General features: G+C 57.7%; 13 protein-coding genes and 2 pseudogenes. 5 read left to right on the top strand and 10 right to left on the bottom strand.

What is annotated here, in order from left to right; all coding sequences use genetic code 11:
• Positions 1–6: 6 nt before the first annotated feature.
• Positions 7–1,764 carry a terminase ATPase subunit family protein gene (locus H7A76_RS30115; RefSeq protein WP_185701882.1) on the top strand — a complete coding sequence of 586 codons (1,758 nt, stop codon included), beginning with the start codon at positions 7–9 and terminating at the stop codon, positions 1,762–1,764.
• Positions 1,764–2,819 (top strand): phage portal protein, encoded by a 1,056-nt coding sequence (locus H7A76_RS30120; RefSeq protein WP_185701883.1) that lies wholly within the window; start codon positions 1,764–1,766, stop codon positions 2,817–2,819. The genes H7A76_RS30115 and H7A76_RS30120 overlap by 1 nt, the downstream gene beginning before the upstream one ends.
• 53 nt (positions 2,820–2,872) lie before the next feature.
• Here H7A76_RS30120 and H7A76_RS30125 read toward each other — a convergent pair whose 3' ends face one another.
• Both H7A76_RS30125 and H7A76_RS30130 read right to left on the bottom strand, forming a co-directional pair.
• Positions 2,873–3,988 carry an ImmA/IrrE family metallo-endopeptidase gene (locus H7A76_RS30125; protein ID WP_185701884.1) on the bottom strand — a complete coding sequence of 372 codons (1,116 nt, stop codon included), beginning with the start codon at positions 3,986–3,988 and terminating at the stop codon, positions 2,873–2,875.
• 5 nt (positions 3,989–3,993) lie between these two features.
• Positions 3,994–4,587, bottom strand: a complete 594-nt coding sequence (locus tag H7A76_RS30130) for a hypothetical protein (protein WP_038580796.1) — start codon at positions 4,585–4,587, stop codon at positions 3,994–3,996.
• 1,087 nt (positions 4,588–5,674) lie between these two features.
• Between H7A76_RS30130 and H7A76_RS30135 the strand changes: the two genes are divergently transcribed.
• Positions 5,675–7,420, top strand: coding sequence for an ATP-dependent nuclease (locus tag H7A76_RS30135; RefSeq protein ID WP_185701885.1), 1,746 nt, complete (start codon positions 5,675–5,677; stop codon positions 7,418–7,420).
• A gap of 310 nt (positions 7,421–7,730) precedes the next feature.
• On the opposite strand, the pseudogene H7A76_RS32530 reads toward H7A76_RS30135, so the two are convergent.
• A pseudogene (locus H7A76_RS32530) lies at positions 7,731–7,928 on the bottom strand (hypothetical protein).
• A 370-nt stretch (positions 7,929–8,298) separates the two neighbouring features.
• Between H7A76_RS32530 and H7A76_RS32535 the strand changes: the two are divergent.
• Positions 8,299–8,508, top strand: a pseudogene (locus tag H7A76_RS32535) (site-specific integrase); the annotation flags it as partial.
• On the opposite strand, the gene H7A76_RS30140 reads toward H7A76_RS32535, so the two are convergent.
• Positions 8,505–9,392, bottom strand: coding sequence for a serine hydrolase domain-containing protein (locus H7A76_RS30140; RefSeq protein WP_185701886.1), 888 nt, complete (start codon positions 9,390–9,392; stop codon positions 8,505–8,507). The pseudogene H7A76_RS32535 and the gene H7A76_RS30140 overlap by 4 nt on opposite strands.
• 211 nt (positions 9,393–9,603) lie before the next feature.
• Here H7A76_RS30140 and H7A76_RS30145 point away from each other — a divergent pair, with 211 nt between their 5' ends.
• Positions 9,604–10,083 carry a hypothetical protein gene (locus H7A76_RS30145; protein WP_185701887.1) on the top strand — a complete coding sequence of 160 codons (480 nt, stop codon included), beginning with the start codon at positions 9,604–9,606 and terminating at the stop codon, positions 10,081–10,083.
• A gap of 292 nt (positions 10,084–10,375) precedes the next feature.
• Here the strand turns inward: H7A76_RS30145 and H7A76_RS30150 are convergent, their stop codons facing one another.
• The 6 genes from H7A76_RS30150 to H7A76_RS30175 are packed head-to-tail and all read right to left on the bottom strand — an operon-like array spanning position 10,376 to position 18,386.
• On the bottom strand, positions 10,376–11,272 hold the full coding sequence (locus H7A76_RS30150) for a glycosyltransferase family 2 protein (protein WP_185701888.1): 897 nt from the start codon (positions 11,270–11,272) through the stop codon (positions 10,376–10,378).
• Positions 11,256–12,359 (bottom strand): hypothetical protein, encoded by a 1,104-nt coding sequence (locus H7A76_RS30155; RefSeq protein WP_185701889.1) that lies wholly within the window; start codon positions 12,357–12,359, stop codon positions 11,256–11,258. Before H7A76_RS30155 ends, H7A76_RS30150 begins: the two co-directional genes overlap by 17 nt.
• Positions 12,356–14,440 carry a glycosyltransferase gene (locus H7A76_RS30160; protein WP_185701890.1) on the bottom strand — a complete coding sequence of 695 codons (2,085 nt, stop codon included), beginning with the start codon at positions 14,438–14,440 and terminating at the stop codon, positions 12,356–12,358. Before H7A76_RS30160 ends, H7A76_RS30155 begins: the two co-directional genes overlap by 4 nt.
• 25 nt (positions 14,441–14,465) lie before the next feature.
• Positions 14,466–15,482, bottom strand: a complete 1,017-nt coding sequence (locus H7A76_RS30165) for a class I SAM-dependent methyltransferase (RefSeq protein ID WP_312026275.1) — start codon at positions 15,480–15,482, stop codon at positions 14,466–14,468.
• A gap of 38 nt (positions 15,483–15,520) precedes the next feature.
• Entirely contained in the window at positions 15,521–17,701 is a 2,181-nt protein-coding gene (locus tag H7A76_RS30170; protein WP_185701891.1) for a glycosyltransferase, read from the bottom strand.
• On the bottom strand, positions 17,694–18,386 hold the full coding sequence (locus tag H7A76_RS30175; RefSeq protein WP_185701905.1) for a 2OG-Fe(II) oxygenase family protein: 693 nt from the start codon (positions 18,384–18,386) through the stop codon (positions 17,694–17,696). The genes H7A76_RS30170 and H7A76_RS30175 overlap by 8 nt, the downstream gene beginning before the upstream one ends.
• Between the last annotated feature and the right edge of the window lie 61 nt (positions 18,387–18,447).

Raw genomic sequence — 18,447 nt, forward strand, 5'->3', positions numbered from 1 at the left:
TGCGCCATGAATGCCATCGTCGATTTGCCCACCGATCACCGCCGCCACGCCAAACACCTGTATTGGCAGGGCTATCGCGTGTGCGAGATCGCCGAGCTGATCGGGGAGAAGGAAAAGACCCTGCACAGCTGGAAGGCCCGGGACGAATGGGACCGGGCCACGCCCCTGGAGCGCATCGAGGCAGCCACCGAGGCGCGCCTGGTGCAGTTGATCCTCAAGGACCCCAAGTCAGGGGCGGACTACAAGGAAATTGACCTGCTGCACCGGCAGTTGGAGCGCCAGGCCCGGATTCGGCGTTTCACCGAGGGCGGTACTGAAACCGAGCTGAACCCGAACCTGGCCAAGCGCAACGAGGGGCCGAAGAAGGCGCCCAAGCGCAACGAGTTCGACGAAGAACACATCGAGAAACTGACCGAGGCGTTCATCGACGGATGCTTCGGTTATCAGCTGGACTGGTACAAGGCGGGCAACCAGCGCACCCGGGCCATCCTCAAGTCCCGCCAGATCGGCGCCACGTTCTACTTCGCCCGGGAGGCGCTGATCGATGCGCTGACCACCGGGCGTAACCAGATCTTCCTGTCTGCATCGAAGAACCAGGCCCACATCTTCAAGGCCTACATTCAGGCCTTCGCCCGTGAGACGGTCGGTATCGAGCTGACCGGCGATCCGATCATCTTGGGCAACGGCGCCGAGCTGCACTTCCTGGGCACCAACGCCCGGACGGCCCAGGGCTACCACGGAAATTTCTACTTCGACGAGTTCTTCTGGACTTTCAAGTTCAAGGAGCTGAACAAGGTCGCCAGCGGCATGGCGATGCAGAAACAGTACCGCCGGACCTACTTCTCGACGCCCTCGAGCATGGCCCATGAGGCATACACATTCTGGACTGGCGAGCGCTTCAACAAGGGCAAGCCGGCGGCGCAGCGGATCAAGCTCGACGTGTCCCACGATGCCCTGCAGCAGGGCCGGTTGTGCGAGGACCGGATCTGGCGGCAGATCGTTACGATCCTCGACGCCGAGGGCCGCGGTTGTGATCTGTTCGACCTGGACGAGCTGCGGCTTGAGTATGACGCCGAGTCATTCCAGAACCTGCTGATGTGCCAGTTCATCGACGACGGGGCGAGCATCTTTCCGCTGGCGATGTTGCAACGCTGCCTGGTCGACAGCTGGGACCTATGGGCATCGGACTACAAGCCCTTCGCCATGCGGCCGTTCGGCGACCGCCCTGTCTGGGTGGGATATGACCCCGCGGAAACGGGCGACAGAGCCGGCCTGGTGGTGATTGCGCCGCCCATGGTGCCCGGTGGCAAGTTCCGTGTGCTCGAGCGGCACCAGTTCCGCGGCATGGACTTCGCAGCCCAGGCCGAGTTTATCCGCCAAGTCACGCAGCGCTATTGGGTGACGTACATCGGCATCGATACCACGGGCCTGGGTACCGGCGTGGCCCAGCTGGTGAAGTCGTTCTTCCCGAACGTGACGCTGTTCAGCTATTCGCCAGAAGTGAAAACCCGCCTAGTGCTCAAGGCCTACGACGTGATCAAGAACGGCCGCCTGGAGTTCGACGCGAGCTGGACCGACCTGGCCCAGTCCCTGATGGCCATCCGCAAAACAATCACCGCCTCGGGGCGGCAAATCACCTACACGGCCGGGCGCAACGAAGAAACCGGCCATGCCGACCTGGCCTGGGCGACCTTTCACGCCCTGCACAACGAGCCCCTCGAAGGGCAGACCACGGCGAATACCGGATTTATGGAGTCCTACTGATGAGCAGACGCACGCGCGGAAAAAACCTGGTACCGGCCAACAATTCGGCGGCAGTGGAAGGGGAACTCCTGCAGGCCCAGGCCGGCCCGGTCGAGGCGTTCACCTTCGGCGACCCGACACCGGTGCTGGATGGCCGCGAGATCCTCGACTACCTGGAGTGCTGGTTCAACGGCCGCTGGTACGAAACGCCCATGTCGATGGATGGCTTGGCCAAGACCACCCGGGCCAGCGTCTACCTGCAGTCCGGGCTGACATTCAAGCGCAACATGCTCGCCCGGACCTTCATCCCACACAAGCTGTTCAGCCGCCAGGCCTTCGAACAGTTCTCCCTGGACTGGCTCTGGAGTGGCAACTGCTACCTGGAGAAGCGCAACAACATGCTGCGCAACACCCTGGGCTTGGTACCGCCGCTGGCGAAGTACATGCGCCGCGGTGAGGACCTGGTGACCTATTACATGGTGCGCGGCTGGAAAAACGAGCACAAATTCGAGGCGGGCTCGATCTGCCACCTGCGCGAGGCCGATATCAACCAGGAGATCTACGGGCTGCCGGAATGGCTGGCGGCGCTGCAAAGCGCGCTGCTGAACGAGAGCGCCACCCTGTTCCGGCGCAAGTACTACAACAACGGCAGTCACGCCGGTTTCATCCTCTACATGACCGACGCCGCGCAGAAGGACGAGGACATCGATTCGCTGCGCACCGCGTTGAAGAGCTCGAAGGGGCCGGGCAACTTCCGCAACCTGTTCGTCTATGCACCCGCCGGGAAGAAGGACGGCATCCAGTTGATCCCGGTCAGCGAGGTAGCGGCCAAGGACGAGTTCAGCTCAATCAAGAACATCAGCCGCGACGACCTGCTCGCGGCCTTGCGCATCCCGCCACAGTTGATGGGCATCGTGCCGCAGAACGCGGGAGGTTTCGGGTCGCTGCGAGAGGCTGCCCAAGTCTGGGCGGTGAACGAGCTGGAGCCGCTGCAGGCGCGGTTGGCTCAGGTCAATGAGTGGCTGGGTGAGGAGGTCGTCAAATTCAAGCCGTTTGAATTGGAGAGTGGGGGGTAGGTATCAATTACTGCTGAAAAAAAGCCCGGCATTTGCCGGGCTTTCTATTGAGATTATTTGACAAGGCGTAAGTGCGTTTGGGCTTGGGTACGGATTTGCTGCTGCGGAGAAATGGCTAATGATTCCAGTCCTGCCAGCTCACGAAGGAACGCTGGCTTTACGTGCAATGCTTTAGCTATATCTTCCGCATTTATCCCTTTTTTCTCGGCCAAAATAAACAAGGATCGTGCAAGCATCTCCGGTGGTTCTTGTGCTACCAGATTGTCTTCCCACTCCCCATTCGTTTCACCTTGCTTCCTTAGCGTAATTACCCCTGTTTTGTACTGGCTCTCGGTTATCAGATCGAGCTGTTTGGCTCGATACAGTATGCCTGCTTTGCTCACTTTCCATGTGAGTTTGAACTCCTTTATACCTTTCCAGTCGAGCCTTGTCCCCGTTGGTCGTGGAAACAGTTTTGCCATCATGGAGCGGGGCAGCAGTAGAGCACTTGCGAATCTATTGGCTTGGTTTTCAGTGATCCTATCCCCTGTCACCACTCCTTCGTGCATGACCAAATGACCCAGTTCATGAGCGATGTCAAAACGCTGGCGACAAGCACTCTCTTTGGCTGTGTTTCGAACAATGAATGGTCTTTCTACAGACACAGAGAGAGCATCGATCTCTTTGGACACCCCTTGGAAAGTGGTTACAACCGCGCCTAGGTTCTCAACAAGGCGAGTCATATTCGCAATAGGGCCAAGACCTAGGTCCCATTCCCTACGGCAGTACTCTGCTGCTCGCTCTACATCATCAAATGTTTGCGAGTTAGGCAGGCTAGGAATACTGACTCGAGGTAGTTGTAGCTCTTGATCAAGAAACTTGATCAAGGCGTCAACCATCTCACCTCTGGCAATTGCTACCTGCTTGATCGTGCTTTTGGTGGTCAGCAGTTTTCTGAAATGGAATTGGTCCTCATTCAATCTGTGTGATTTGGACGCAAAGAAACCAATCTCCACATCTAAAGCTTCAGCAAGGTCGCCCATCAATTGCTCGGTAGGCGTTCCCTGGCCTGTCTCAAGCTTATGTAGGTATTGGCGTGTTTTGCCTACCTTTTCTGCTACCTCTTCAAGAGCTAGCCCGCTGAAAACGCGGGCTAGTCTGAGAGATGCTCCGTCGAAAACGGCATTCATCTATTTCACTCGGTTTGAGCTTTATCGCTCTTATCAATGGAATCTTCGCGGACACCGACCTCAGCAGGTCGCAGCTCTTTGGAGACAGGTGTCTCGTTGTCCACAGTATGCAGTACAGGACCAGATGCTCCATACGCCCACTGAGACACTTTTTCTTGGAAAGCATTGAATCCAATGAAGAAAACTCGATCTTCATCCTCCTCGGTCAATGCTTTCTCCACTACAAAACGCCACATGACAGGGGCGTTTTCATCGATCGAAAACAGATCATCGGCACCGTTACGCTTGAAGAAGCCGGGCTTCTCTGGACTTTCTGGGTCATCTCGAAAGAAGCGGCAAGGAACGTTACCAATACGGAACGTCACATCCATCCCTGCGTTGGCGAGGCTCAGCCACTGATGTTTGCGGCTGGTGCACATGTGGATAAGCAGATTTCGAGAGCGACCGAAAACAGCGGTCTCCTGGGTATAGGTGTCGTCATATGGAGACGACATTTCTTGGATGGTGCTGTAACGGATGTCGAGCAAGGGTTCGGCAATCTTTGCCAGGCGCTCATCGGATAGTTCTGGATAGAAGGAGGAGGGGTGTTTAAAGGTCATAACGATTCCTGGCAAAAATCGGATTTTGTCAACCAAAGAATCTGGCAAAAAGTGACTTTTGTCAACCAGCTTTCTGAGTATTTAACGATGCTTTCTGGAGTCACCAAAGGCTCGTCTCTACTGGGATACATGAGGGCGTGGCATGCTACAAGTCGAGGTAGGCCAGTGGTGTTCTACACGTCGATTTCGGGGTACTGACGTGCCACATAGTGGGCAGTGACGTGCTTCAACACCTGGCGCGCGCCGTCGTCCCCCCACCTCGCCTGCGGGCTAAAGGTATCGTTTTTTCTGCACCCCTGCGGACTACTCTCGGCGGACCAGGCTGGGAGCTTGCTTGGCATTTTGGAGGCGGCTTAAACCTGCGGAACCCTGCGAGGATGGATGTGTTTCGTAGACCTATCAGCGTGCACGACTGGCTGAATTCAGTAGGTGCCTCGGGAAAAAGGTTAGTTTTATTTTGAGAAGGATTTGTGGGGTACAGGGCCCGTGTTTGTTGGGCTTTCGACCTAACTTTGATGGGTTAGGTTGGGTTAGTTTAAAGGTTAGTAATTCGTAACTATTTGTTTTTAAAGAAGTTTATTTATTGAGTGTTTGATCCTAGTAAAGGTTAGAAAATTACCAGACCTAACCGAAAAGCTAACCTTGTCAATCATTTGAGAGGCCTTAACAGACCAAGCGTTCAGGGCTAGTGGTAAAAAAATTACCCTCCTAACCCCTTTCCCGTGGGTCAATATAAAAACCGTAAATTCCAGATGGGCTGGCGCTGGCTGAGGTTCGCTAGCTGTTGCGCGTGCACGCTGTTGCACAGACACTTCAAGCCTACGATAACGAGCTCAGTCGGCCTTGACGGTGGGTCCGAATCTATGGAGGGCCTTGAGAGAATGCAATGGGTGCCGGTGGGTGAATGGAACTTGGTTCTTAGTTTGGGAAAATTTCCATATCCAGTAATGCGATTGCACCTTTAGGATTGATGCGACTTTGAGCAATTCACAAGCACTGCGTGGTGAATCAAATCGTGAGATTTTGAGAAATCTGACAGAAGCATAAGAATTTTTATAAATAACTTAATCAGTAGGCTGAGAGTGATATGTTGCTAAAGGGATTTGGTTTTTCGGGATATCGAAGCTTTGGAGATAAGCTTGTTAAGTTGGCTCCCCTGAAAAAAGTAAATTTTATTATAGGGCAAAATAATATTGGAAAGTCTAATATTGTTAACTTTCTTTTTCATTACTATCCTGCGCTTTTGCGTGGAGTAAAAAGCGAAAAGATAAGCGATGATATTAAGCTGGCTGCGATAGATACACATATTTCGAAAGTCAAAGTCAAACGTAGAATCGCGTTTAATATGGACTTTTCTGATATTGATGATTATCTTTTTGAAAAAATTCGCGATGGAGTCTCTCAGCAAGTTTTATCGTTAGCAAAAAAAGTACTGATGAGTCCAGCGTTTAATGATGGCAATAGGTTGTGGTTTGTTTATCTATATGACGATATAAATGCAAGGTTTACCTTGGTTTATGATAAAGAGGAAATGGAGGGAGTGCTTAACGCCAATGAATGGCAGCTTCTATGGAGTAGATTAACTAACCAAAGTCGCGGTAGTTTAAAGGCTCATTGGTTTCCAGAAACGATGTCGGCGCTTGCTTATTCGCCAGATAATATACCAAAGATTGAAGTGATTCCTGCAATAAGGAAAATTGGAGCTTCGGGGAGTCAGGCGGCAGATTTTAGCGGAGAAGGGATAATCGAACGTTTGGCGAAAATCCAGAACCCAACTTTGGAGCTTCAAAAAGACAAGCTAAAATTTACCGCAATAAATAATTTCTTATCCGATGTGCTTGAAAATCTAAGTGCTTCAATAGAGATACCTCATGATCGAGATATGATACTCGTTCATATGGACGGTAAAACGCTTCCACTAGAATCCTTGGGGACCGGCGTGCATGAGGTTATCATACTCGCGGCGGCCGCGACTCTGCTCGAGAATAGTATTTTGTGTATAGAAGAGCCCGAACTACATTTGCATCCCTTGCTCCAGCGGAAGTTGGTAGCATACCTAAATAATAAAACGAATAATCAATATTTTTTCACTACTCATTCTGCGCATTTATTAGATGCTGTAGAAGCGGAGATTTTTCATGTAACACAATTCGAAGGGGCGACTGAAGTTGAGGCTATATCCAGTACCAGGCAGCGTTCAGAGATTTGCAGTAATCTTGGATATAAAGCTTCCGATATTTTGCAGGCTAACTGTGTTATCTGGGTTGAAGGACCTTCCGATAGGATTTACTTGAATTATTGGATCGCCTCACTTGTCGATAACTTCGTAGAAGGTGTGCACTATTCAATAATGTTTTACGGCGGTCGGCTATTTAGCCATTTGACGGCGTTGGATAGCGATGAGCAAGAACGGCTTGAGGATTTTATAAGTATTAGAAAGCTGAATAGGCATTCGGTAATAATGTTCGATAGTGACAAATCTAGCGCTCACACCAAACTGTCCGTAACTAAGCAGCGGCTGCGAGAAGAGTTTGATTTTGGCCCCGGATTTGCTTGGGTTACAAAGGGACGAGAGGTTGAGAACTACTTAAATGAAGATTTTGTAGAAGCATCTGTTCTCGCGGTCCATCCTTCAGCGAAATCACTAGAAAGCCGGGGTCAATGGTCTAATCTTCTGAAATATTACAAAAACAAGGGAGGAGAGATCAAAGAGGCGAGCAAGGTTAAAGTGGCTCAGTACTATACGTCTAGTTATGTTGCCGACTTGAAACGCTTGGACTTAGAGAAGCAGATGGAAAGGCTGAGGGCTTTCATACTTGAATCTAATCATTAGTTTGATGGTGTGCATCCTATAGTGTATAGCCAGCCCTCGAAAATTTGATAAATTTGTTTGGTGATTTTTTCAGGCCTCTCTCGAGGGAAGGGGGGCTTTTTTATAGTCATCGATTTTATGAATTCTCGATCCGCATCGGTTCCGGCGCCAGTTCTCGCCTCAAGATGTGCGTCGTTTGATGTCGGACTAATGTAATCGCATCACCCCATCTGCGAGCGCTTGTGAGTTTGCGTATAGGGCCTCCATGTAATATGAATAAGCCCTGATTTTATAGGGCAATGAATTATTACTTTTGGCCGATAACTAACATTCAGGTGAGGTCTGACCTTCCCAATCGAGCCAGGCCTTTTTTGATATGGCCCGCGTTTTCACCAATCGTGTTAAGTGCCCCTCGAACATTCTCACTCGCTTCTAAAGCGTTTTGCTGCTTAACTCAAAGAGTCAGCTCAATCACAGTCGCTTCCAGGGCCAGTTGATTTTGAACAGGCCGTTCCAGTACGTCCGTCAGTGAGTGCTCGCTTGTCGTGGTTTGCGGCTCGTTTTGAAAAAATTAAGCATAGCGGTGGCAACTCTCGGATTTGCGAAAGCCAGCGAAAAAAGGGGGCAGGGGGTAAGTGCGCGGGAGTGGTGCTGGTACGAAAGTGGTACAGGAGAGTGGCGAGGGTGCTGTAGTACCCGTTTTGCAAGGTCTGTAGGACTAGTCGTTCCAATCCATCATCGGTGCAACGCTAAACCGCCGGGACAGCGTAGGGCTTGAGTTTACTGGGGTTGTAGCTGAATTCTGGACCATTTTGCTCTACGTGTTCCGGTGTGTTTTGGGGCGTTTTCAGGTGTTCTTACGAGGGGCCATCCAGGGGAGGGCGGCTACCACGTCGGATATGGCGACTATCCGGGCAAGAAAACTAGCAGATGGGAAGGTGAGCTATACCGCTCGGATCCGCATCAAACGAAATGGACTACAAGTTTACCAAGAGAGCCAGACCTTCGCCCGAAAACAGGTCGCTCAGGCCTGGGTGCGTAAACGCGAGGCTGAGCTTGACCAGCCAGGCGCCATCGAGCGGGCAAGTCGCCAAGGCGCAACGATTCAGCAAGCTCGTCGCAGGGCCTGTACCAGTTGCCCAGCCACCAGGGTTTCTACCGCGCCTTCGTCGGCGCCTGCCGCAAAAACGGCGCAGCAAGCCGATCTGTCGCCATCGCAGATTCGATAAACCGCGATCACGCTGCCTGGTCCGCAGCCTGTATGCCCGCCAAGGAAGAAACCGCCCTCGATTGAGCCCTGCATGACACCCAGGCCATAGCCGGGCTCGATCCATGGTCGCCCCGGAGTCGGGCCGCCCAGGATTCGAGCTGTCTGCATTTGCTGAAGCAGGTCCGCTGAGAAAAGCTGCCCGCAGAGCAAGCGATCCAAGAATAGCGCCGCTTGCGAAATCGGCCCGATCAGCAGGCCGTGATAGACCCAGGCGGGGTCGTAGTTCGAGGCGTTTCCTACTGCCGTTGCCTGTAGGTCCGCTGCTGTTTTAGCAAAACGGACATTCGACAGCCCCAGGGGCGCCAGTACACGTTGAGTGAGTGCATCGCCCAGTTCGAGGTCGGTCACCCGCTCTATCAACCTGGCCACCAAAAGATAGCCCACGTTCGAGTATCGCCAATGGGTGCCCGGAGCGTATCGCAGTCGAGCCCCGTCAAGGCGTTGCAACATTTCCGCCGCTGGCCAAGCGGGTTCATTGTTGGCAACGGCGGTGTGATACTCCGCCAGCTCGCCATAGTCGGCCAGACCTGCTTCATGTCGCAGTAGCTGGCGTAATGTGAAGGCTCGCTCGGGAACAGGGGCGTCCAGCTGCAACAGCCCGTCACGCACCAACGTCAGGGCGGTCGCCGCCAGGACTGTCTTGGTGAAGCTCCACCAGGGGGCGATCAGCTCCGGGCCATCAGGCGTGGCAGGCTTACCATTTGCTATGAGCGAGCTGAACATGGATTTCCTTGATGTTGAGCGGTTCGACAAAATACCCCATGCACGCTCATTCCCCGAAGACCCGCGATCCAGATAGGCGCTGGCAACGGACAAGCGATCAAGCCCATCTTCGATATACGCTAGCGGCAATTGGCTAGCATGGACTCGGCGTTGTGGCTGAGCCAAAGTTCCGAGGTTTTCCCCTACGCCACATGCACATGGAGTGAATGTCATGCCTTCGATCAAGCTCGCCAGCCTCGCCATCGCCGTCCTGGCTCTTACGGCCTGCGCCGTGCCTGGCACAACCAGCAACCAGGACAATGAGGTCAAGCTCGCCGCGCAACGGTTGATTGGCCAACCTGCCCAGAAAGCCTTCGAATTGTTCGGCAAACCCGACCAGGGCATGGGGCCCTCGTCCTATGGCAGCGGTGGTTTCTATGCCTGGAACCGGGTGCAGACCCATTTGGGGCCCGACAAGGTATTCGTACAGACCGGTACCGAGTATGTCGGCCAGCGTGAGACCTTGGTTGGTGTCGGCGGCCAGGGTGTCAGCGGTGTGATGCCGGTGAGCAGCGAGGCCGTCTATCGCAAGACGGGGTACTACGAGAACCAGACCGTGCTGGACTACTTCTGCAGCATCACCCTGTATACCGACAGCAAGAACATCATCACCAACGCCAGCGTGGTCGATTGCCAGGATCGCAAACGCTAGATCCGCTGCGTATCGCCCAGGAGCATCAACCCTGGGCAGTTTTCCTCATCCCGCCCGTTAGTTCTCGCCCAACGCCATGTCGCCAGTCTGTTCGCGGCTGCTGGTTCAGCTACCTGGATGCGTTTCTCCTCGCCTGGGTAACGGGTATGGAGGGCTCCACGAGGGCCTTCGGCAAATCGATCAGTGCCGATGGTGTGTCATCTGCAATCCCGGGGGCAACACGGGCGTGCTCCGTCCATCGGTAAAACCGGGATCTATGCGCTTGTGTTCGTTACAGAGCGGCCTGTGAGGATCATCTGGCAATGAACATTGCCCTAAAGCGCCTGATAGTGTGATACCCCACCATGAGGCCGAATCTCATCCACACGCCGATAAAAATGCACCAGGACAAGATGCTCGGGTAATGCTCGCGAAAAAACTTGCCGTAGAAGCGGATCATGCCGCGATGCTTGTGCCATTCGACGAATATCGGACGGGTCCGGCTGCAAGCGCCCCAGGCATGGAAGATCCTGGCCCATGGAACGAAGCAGATTGTCCAGCCTCCCAGATGCAAGCGCATGCACAGGTCCAAGTCTTCGCAATGAAGGAAATAACCTTCATCCCAACCTCCGACACTGTCCAGTGCCTCACGCTTGATCAGCATGCAGGCACCGGAGATAGCTTCGACATTCATCGGCGTGGCGGGCAGGGGCTCGCGGTGTAACTGGTGGTCGGAAAACCAGCGTGGTGACAGCCGGGCCAGCCTGGATAGTTTCAAGGCGCTTATCACCGCCCGCCGTGGTGTGGGAAACACCCGGCGGCCGCCAGGTTGCTCGCTGCCGTCGAAATTGCACAACAGGCCACCCACCATACCCCGCTCCTTGGAGTGGAGCAGAACCTGGAGCATGTCATCCACTGCACCGGGCTGTAGTACGGTATCTGGATTGAGGAAGAGAATACATGGCTGCTGGCATTGACGGGCCCCGAGGTTGCAAGCAGCGGCGAACCCGATATTGCTGTTGTTGCGCAGGATAAGCAGTCGTGCGTGGTTGCCATGGCAAGCCATTACCCGTTGCAGGCTGTCGTCGTGGGAGGCGTTGTCGACCAGGACCAGGCGCCCCGCATTCTGTGCCAGCACCGAGGCGATACATTGTTCTAATAGCGGGCCGGCATTGTGGTTGACTATCACCACGTCACAGGAGCGTTGCATTGACCACCTCGAAGCGTTTTGCCCACGAATTGTTCTCGCGAAACGCAAGGGTGTTGCCTCTGGGTTCACTGAAGTCCAGAGCTTGTCGGGCGACTTGAGTGATGTCGCGGACATCGTCACAGAGGAAGACTCCCGAAACATCCCGGCGGTTGATCATTTCTCCGAACGTGGTGCTGACCACCGGCAACCCCAGCGCCCGATACTCGTAATACTTGATCGGGTCGACGAAGCGAGTGAGGTCGTTGCGCTTGAAGGGGATCAGCCCGACAGCGAATTCGGTCATGGCCTGCAGCGCATTGGCGTGGGACAGCGCCGGCAAACGGCGTACGTTGGCCGGCAGAACGGTTGGCGCAGCGCCATGCTGGGGGCCGATCAAGCGTACTTCGGCATCGGGAAAGGCCAGTGCCAGGGCCTGCACGAAATCCCAGTCGAACCATTTGGCCAAGGTCCCGACATAGCCGAACACGGGGGGCGCTGTAGCGTTCCTGGAGCGGCGCAGTGGTAGTGCGGGCAAGCGTTCGGTGGCGCAGGCATTGAACAGCAATTGCGTGTGGACCCTTTGTCCTTGCCAGTAGCGTTGCAATGCCGAGCAGGAAGCCAGGGTGATGTCCACGGCCCGGGCGGTTTCGTGTTGGCTGCGACTCATGGCGCGGCGCGACCAGCCCCGGTAGAAGGCCGGTACGTTGTCCATGGCGTCGTAGAAACTGTTGTAGAAAACCGGCTCGCGCAACAACTGCAAGGCCAGCCTGGACGGCTTGCCTATGCCCAGTAGCGCGGCGTCCTGGGCGAAATCCCGTACCTGGCGCAGCAGATCGCGCCAGAGCAGTCTATTCAGCCACCCCGACCCGGGCAGCGGTTCTATCGGCAAGGCGCGCGGGCTGGCCAGGGTCAGCCAGGCGGGCTGTGGCTCAGGTGGTCCCTGGAGCGGGCGTTGGCCGAGCAGGTCGGTGATTCCCGGAAGGCGCGTGGCGTAAGGCTCGACCCACAGCACCTGGGCCTGGGTCGCAGCGTGGTATTGGCGGACCAATTCGTGGGGGCGTTGGGCGAAACTGTGCCAGCTGACGGGCGAAAGATAGACCAGCCTCATGATCTCTCCCGGGACGCATGGGGCACCCACGAGCGTTTCCACTTGGCTTCATAAAGCGCCTTGTTGCGGTTGAACAGCTGCTGGCGCTGGCGCTCGGGCATCCGGTCGAACGACGCGGACAAGTGGTGGTGGATGAACACGTCCTCGGCGAACGCACAAGACAAGCCGACTTGCTCGACCCGCCGGCAATAATCGTCATCTTCGAAGAATCCCAGGCCGAAGGCCTCGTCCAGCGGGCCAACGCGCAGGTAGGTCGAGCGCGACAGCATCACGGCGAAGAACCCCAGGGTGGCGCAGGGCACCAGGTGGCCGATGTGGCGCCAGGTGTATTGCCGCGCACGAGCGGGCATGTGTTCGAGACTCCGGTAGCCGATGTCGATCTTCGCCTCGTTGCCGATGTTGTTGGTCACCGGCCCGACCAGGCCCAGCCCGGGATTGCGTTGCAGGTGTCGGCGCAGGCTCTGGGCCCAGCCGCTGGTGACTTGGGTATCGTTGTTGAGCAATGCCAGGTATTCGCCTCGGGCTTGGGCCAGGCCCAGATTGTTGGCGGCAGCGAAGCCCAGGTTGCTGGTATTGAGAATCAGCTGGTGCCCACCGCGGGCGGCCCACTGTCGCAGGAACTCGACGCTACCGTCGGTGGAGGCATTGTCGACGACGATGAGCTCCAGTTCCCGACCCAGGGGATCGGCGTCCAGGCTCGCCAGGCAGTCGCGGGTGAAGGCGAGGTTGTTGCAGGTCACCACGATCACGCTGATCAGCGGTTGTGGCTGGGGTATCTCGGCCAGGTCCAGCAGGGTCCGCACCCTGTGGTTCCAGGTCTGTTGCCGGGCCAAGTCCTGGCGTTGCCGGGCCGCTGCGCTCAGCTCGGGTTCGTCCAGGGCCTGAGCGATGGCGGCGACGAAGGATTGCGCATCCCCGGCGATCCTCACCAGGGGGGTAAATTCATGCAGCTCGGGCAGGTCCACCGCGACCACCGGCTTGCCTGCGCTCAGGTACTCATAGACCTTCACCGGGTTTGTGGCCAGGGTCAGCGCCTGGATCCGAAATGGCAGGATGCACACGTCGAATGCATGCAGGTAGGCGGACAGTTGCGTATAGGGGATTTCGCCGGCCAGCCTGACATTGGCGTGGCTGCGCAGCCGCAGGCCGACTTCTGCCGTGTCAGCGCCGATCAACAGCACCGTGCAATCGGCGAAGGCCTGGGCGATGGTCGATACCAGTTGCACATCGAACCAATCAGCCAGCGCTCCGTAGTAACCGATCACCTTGCGGCCGTTCGGATCCTGGTGGCGGTGCTGGGGAACGGTCGAGAAATATTCGAAGTCGGCAGCGTTGCGCAGTAGGGCCTGTCGACGCTCGGCTAGGGTTGGGCACTGTTGCTTCCAGTGTTGCGCGAGCCACGCCGAGGCGAACAGGGTCAGGTCCGCCTCGTCCAGCAGTTGCCGCTCCAGTGGCAGCAATCCAAGGGCGTTGTTGCCGAAGCCCTGGTGCTGGTCCATGCAGTCATAGACCAGGCGGTTGTTGGGCAGCAGCCTGGCCACCGGGAACCAGAAGGGGTGCTGGACCAGCGAGACCACCCACGGCGAGTCTACCCAGCCGAGGAACTCACCGAGGCTGCGGCACAGTTGCCTGATCGTCGCGGCGTCGGGCGGGGCTTGGTAGATCACCGGTGCCTTGCAAGCGAACAGGCGCACTTCGAACAGCCGGCCCTGGCGATCCAGGGGGCGTACGCTGAAGCCATCGCGCAGGTCGTCTACCAGGCTCGAAGCGATGTAGAACACCCGCCGCCCTTCGAGGCTCAGGCCATGGGCCAGCTGTTGTGGGCGCTGATAACGCAGGTCCCAGTCGATGGCTCCCCACACCAGGTAGTCGGGCAATGGCGTCGGTGCCGCCGGTACTGTACCTGGCGCGGGGATGAACGGCCGGTTTGCCCTTTGGTAGCGGCGCAACGCTCGCCAGGCTGGCAGCCAGGCGCTGCGGTACAAGCGCCGTACCAACACCTTGACCGGCGCCGGTAGCGGCCAGCGCTGGTAGGCACTGCGCAGGTGTTTGAGCAGCTCGACTGCTGCGGGTTGGCTCATTGCCAGCCTCTTGTCACAGACGCTCTCAATGGTTGGCGCCCCAGGGTTTCGGGGTCGCGGCCACGATCACGAAATCGCTGTGCAGCGTTCCCGATTCGATCAAGCCATCCTCGATGTCGAAGAGCATTTGCAGCACTCGCATGGCCTGCGGATCGTCATCCCGGAAGTTGCCGGCAATGCCATGCAGCAAGAATTGCAGCAGGGTGCCGCCACAAGGGTTGAAGGCACGGATATCGAAATGTTCCTGGACCACCCGCAGGATGTCCTGGGAACGCACGGCCTCCGAAGGGTCGACCTTCACCACCTCCAGCGGATCGGGCAGTGGCACCTGGTGTTGCACCTGGCCATAGGAACCCTGGACGAAGGAATGACGCATCGAGGGTGGAATCAGGGCGAACGCGTGGCTGATGGCCGCGCGCTGGGTTTCGTCGAAAGCGAAGTGATTGGCGCCCACGTACTCGTTGAGAAACAGCCAGCCATCGGGCTTCAGCGCCTGGCGGACATTGGCGCAGACGCTTTCCAGTTCACGGATGTGGTGCATGGAGCCGTTGAACCAGACCGCGTCGTAATGGGCGCTGGGCAGCGTCGTACGCTCGACATCGACCTGTTGGTAGTCGATGCTCCCGGCGCCCAGGGCTGCCGCCTGGGTCCTGGCGGTATCCAGGGCCGCGGGCGCGATGTCCAGGGCGTCGCAGTGCTGGAATGCCTTGAGGTTGTACAGGTCGCGCTCCAGGTCCCCGGTACCGCAGCCGACACTGAGCATGCGGGCCACGGGCAGGCGGTCGCCGAAAAAGGTGTCCAGGCAGTAGGACACCCAATAATCATGGCCGCTGCCTGCGGTAGCCTTCTGCTGGTGGCGTCGCTGGATGGCCGGTACCGCACGCCAGTAGACGTCCGCGGAAAACGGGTCCGAGCCGGCCTGGTTCTGCGACCAGTGTTCAGCGGTCCTGGCCTTGCGCCGCTGCTCTTCGGTTTCGTCGTCCACAGCCGTCGGGGAGGGCGCTACCGGCCCACTGAGTCTGTTGATGATGTTCTTCAGCACGCTTGGCCTCTTGTTCTGGTGGGAGTCGATTAATGGGTTCAGTCAGCGACACTGGATCTCGGAGCGTCCGTTTCCTCCTCCCTGGGTAGTGACTTGTGGGGCTTCCAGGTGCCCCACTTGCTTTCGAAATACGCCTGGTTCCTGTCCCACAAGCGCTGGTACTCGCCCGTAGGAATCAAGGCCTTGAACGAGGCCTGGCCGTAGTGATGGATGAAGGCGTCCTCGGCGCATACGGTGCGCCAGCCCGCTGCCTGTACCCGGCGGCTGTAGTCATCGTCCTCGAACATGCCGATGCCGAAGGTCTCATCGAGCCAGCCCACCTGCTCCAGCACCTCGCGGCGCAATGCCACGCAGAACATGGCGAGCATCGGGATATCGAAGCAACGCCCGCGATACTGGCTCGCGCGGCGGTTGGCGAAATCTTCCAGGCCATCGAGTCGCTGGTAGTCGATCCGGACCTTGGCTTCGTTGCCCACCGCATTGGTGGTGGGGCCCACCAGGCCGATCCCGGGGTCGGCCAGGTGGCGCAGCAGGGGCGTCAGCCACCCCCTGGGGACCACGGTGTCGTTGTTCAGCAGTACCAGGTAATCGCCCTGGGCAAGCCGTAGTCCCTGGTTGTTGGCGGCAGCGAAGCCGAGATTGCGTGGATTGAGGACGATGTTCACCCGCGGTTCGGTGCGGGCCAGGTAGCGCAGATAGTTGCGGGTGTCGTCGCTGGAGGCATTGTCGACGATGATCAGCTCCAGGTTGGGATAGGCGCCGTTATCCAGCAGGCTGTCGACACAGCCTCGGGTCAGCTGGACATTGTTGTAGGTGACGACCACCACCGAGACCTTCGGATACAGGGCCACCAGCGCGTCGCGGGTGTCCTCGAAGCGGTGCCGCCAGTCGTTGGCCCGGGCCAGTTCGATGCGCCGCTCCCAGCGCTGGGGGTCGGTTTCCTCCAGGGCCTTTTCGATCTGGGTCACGAAGCCTGGAGCTCCTTCGGCGAAGTACAGGTAGGACGCGTAGAGCTGCATTTCCAGGAGCGGCACCGAGACCACCGGCTTGCCGGCGCTGATGAATTCGTAGAATTTCACCGGGTCCACGGCATGGGTCACGTTGTACAGGCGGAACGGAATGATGCAGACGTCGAACCGATACAGGTATTGCGGCATCTGGGCGTAGGGTTGGTGCCCCGTCAGGTGTACGTTGGGCAGCCGGTCGAGGCCGGCCAGGTCGTTGACGAACACGTCGCCGACCAGTACCAGGTTCCATTCTGGCCGTTGCCGGGCGATGGCCGCGATCAGTTCCAGGTCGACCCATTCGGCCAGCGCGCCATAGAAACCGATCACTGGCCCCGGCAGGTCGGCGAGCAAGGCATTGGGCGCGCAATGGCGGGCGAAGAATTCGAAATCCACGCCGTTGCGCACCAGCACGCAACGGCGGCACCGGCTGGCCCATTTGTCATGCAGCACCGAAGCGGTGACGGTGACCAGGTCGGCTTGTTCCACCAGCACTTGTTCCTCGGCCAGCAACGGGGCGCCGATGTTCGGGAAGTCTTGCCATTCGTCCATGCAGTCGTACTGCACCAGCCAGCCTCGCTCCTGACGCAAATGCAAGGCCAGGCGAGTCCAGTAGGGCAGGTGGATCACCGACACGGCAGTCTTGATTCGGAAGTCGGCGGCCAGGGCCTGCAAGGCCTCGAGGTTGCTGCGCAGGTTGCCCGAGGTGATGCAGGTGGCGTAGGGATCCTGGGATGAGTGCCCGCGCAGGTGCACCTCGTAGACTCTCGGAGCCACTTCCCGTACCTGATATGGCTGTCCAGGCGTAGGGGCCAGGACGATATAGAACACCCGATAGCCATGGGCGGCGAATTGCGTCATCAACTGCTGGGGGCGCTGGAACCTGGCTGACCAGTCGATATTGGCAAAGCACAGGAGGTCGAATGGCTCCTGGCTGTCCGGCGGCGTCGGTTGTGCGCCAACAGGGGCCGGTACGGGTTCCGGAGCAGGTCTGGGTGCCAGCAACCGTGGGGTTGGCGCCATGGGCAGCGGGTACTCGCTGCCACTGCCTACGGCTCCGTGACGCAGCAGTTGCATGAGCATCCGTAGTGGGCGGGTCAGGCGCCAGGAGCGCGAGCGCCGCATATGCTCGATATGTGCCAGGGCGACATCGCGCTCGACGATCGCCTGGGCATGTTCCTGTATTGGCGTTGGCGACGATCCTGGCTTATTCATGCTGGCTCACATAGGTGTGCAGGGGCGTCTGGTCATCTGCTGGCCACATGGAGCTCTGCGACCCAGGTCGGTAGAAGGTCACGGTCATGCTGCGGCGCGAGGTCCGGCAACTGTCCGCCACCGGCGAGACCGCATGCCATGAGCTTTGGCCCCGTACCAGGAGCGCTGAACTGCCCACCAGTGGCGGGATCACCGCGACGATGTCTTGCGGGTCCGCCGAGCGCAGGATGTTCAGGCAGCCGCCATCCTCGACCCTCCACGTATCGTTGAAGTAGAGGATGTGGGTCACCAGCTTGTCGTCCAGGTCCAGGTGCGGACCCAGGCAAGCCTGGGGACCGTAATGGAAAACGTTGACCTCCATCGGTGCCGTACGCAGGTCCATGTCGGCCAGCATCGACACGGCCAGGCGATAGGCCGGTCGGGTCAGTTCGGTGGCCAGTTGCAACCAGCTCGGACTCAGGCCCTGGGCGTGGACTATCCGTCCGGTGCCCAGCTCCACCAGTTGCCGTGCCTGGTATTCGTAGTCCTTTTCCCCGCCATAGCCGTAGACCCGCTTGAACGCATCGTGGGGGTAGCTGGCCGCCAGCGCGGCTGCATCCTCGGCCGAGTACAGGCCGTCGATCCGGCCCCAGCGAAAGGGCTGCTGGTGCAAGGGTTGGTGGGCGAGCATCTTCAGGTCCAGCAGCATGTTCTTCCTCCTTGAATCCATGTCATGTGAGACGCAGTGTTGCGGTGCCACGCAAGGA

The organism is Pseudomonas sp. MSSRFD41 (genome assembly GCF_014230245.1).
Classification (GTDB): domain Bacteria; phylum Pseudomonadota; class Gammaproteobacteria; order Pseudomonadales; family Pseudomonadaceae; genus Aquipseudomonas; species Aquipseudomonas piscis.

Bases quoted from the DNA above. Each gene is read 5' to 3' on its own strand.
- H7A76_RS30115 (WP_185701882.1), top strand. From the start codon at position 7: ATGAATGCCATCGTCGATTTGCCCACCGATCACCGCCGCCACGCCAAA.
- H7A76_RS30120 (WP_185701883.1), top strand. From the start codon at position 1,764: ATGAGCAGACGCACGCGCGGAAAAAACCTGGTACCGGCCAACAATTCG.
- H7A76_RS30125 (WP_185701884.1), bottom strand. From the start codon at position 3,988: ATGAATGCCGTTTTCGACGGAGCATCTCTCAGACTAGCCCGCGTTTTC.
- H7A76_RS30130 (WP_038580796.1), bottom strand. From the start codon at position 4,587: ATGACCTTTAAACACCCCTCCTCCTTCTATCCAGAACTATCCGATGAG.
- H7A76_RS30135 (WP_185701885.1), top strand. From the start codon at position 5,675: ATGTTGCTAAAGGGATTTGGTTTTTCGGGATATCGAAGCTTTGGAGAT.
- H7A76_RS30140 (WP_185701886.1), bottom strand. From the start codon at position 9,392: ATGTTCAGCTCGCTCATAGCAAATGGTAAGCCTGCCACGCCTGATGGC.
- H7A76_RS30145 (WP_185701887.1), top strand. From the start codon at position 9,604: ATGCCTTCGATCAAGCTCGCCAGCCTCGCCATCGCCGTCCTGGCTCTT.
- H7A76_RS30150 (WP_185701888.1), bottom strand. From the start codon at position 11,272: ATGCAACGCTCCTGTGACGTGGTGATAGTCAACCACAATGCCGGCCCG.
- H7A76_RS30155 (WP_185701889.1), bottom strand. From the start codon at position 12,359: ATGAGGCTGGTCTATCTTTCGCCCGTCAGCTGGCACAGTTTCGCCCAA.
- H7A76_RS30160 (WP_185701890.1), bottom strand. From the start codon at position 14,440: ATGAGCCAACCCGCAGCAGTCGAGCTGCTCAAACACCTGCGCAGTGCC.
- H7A76_RS30170 (WP_185701891.1), bottom strand. From the start codon at position 17,701: ATGAATAAGCCAGGATCGTCGCCAACGCCAATACAGGAACATGCCCAG.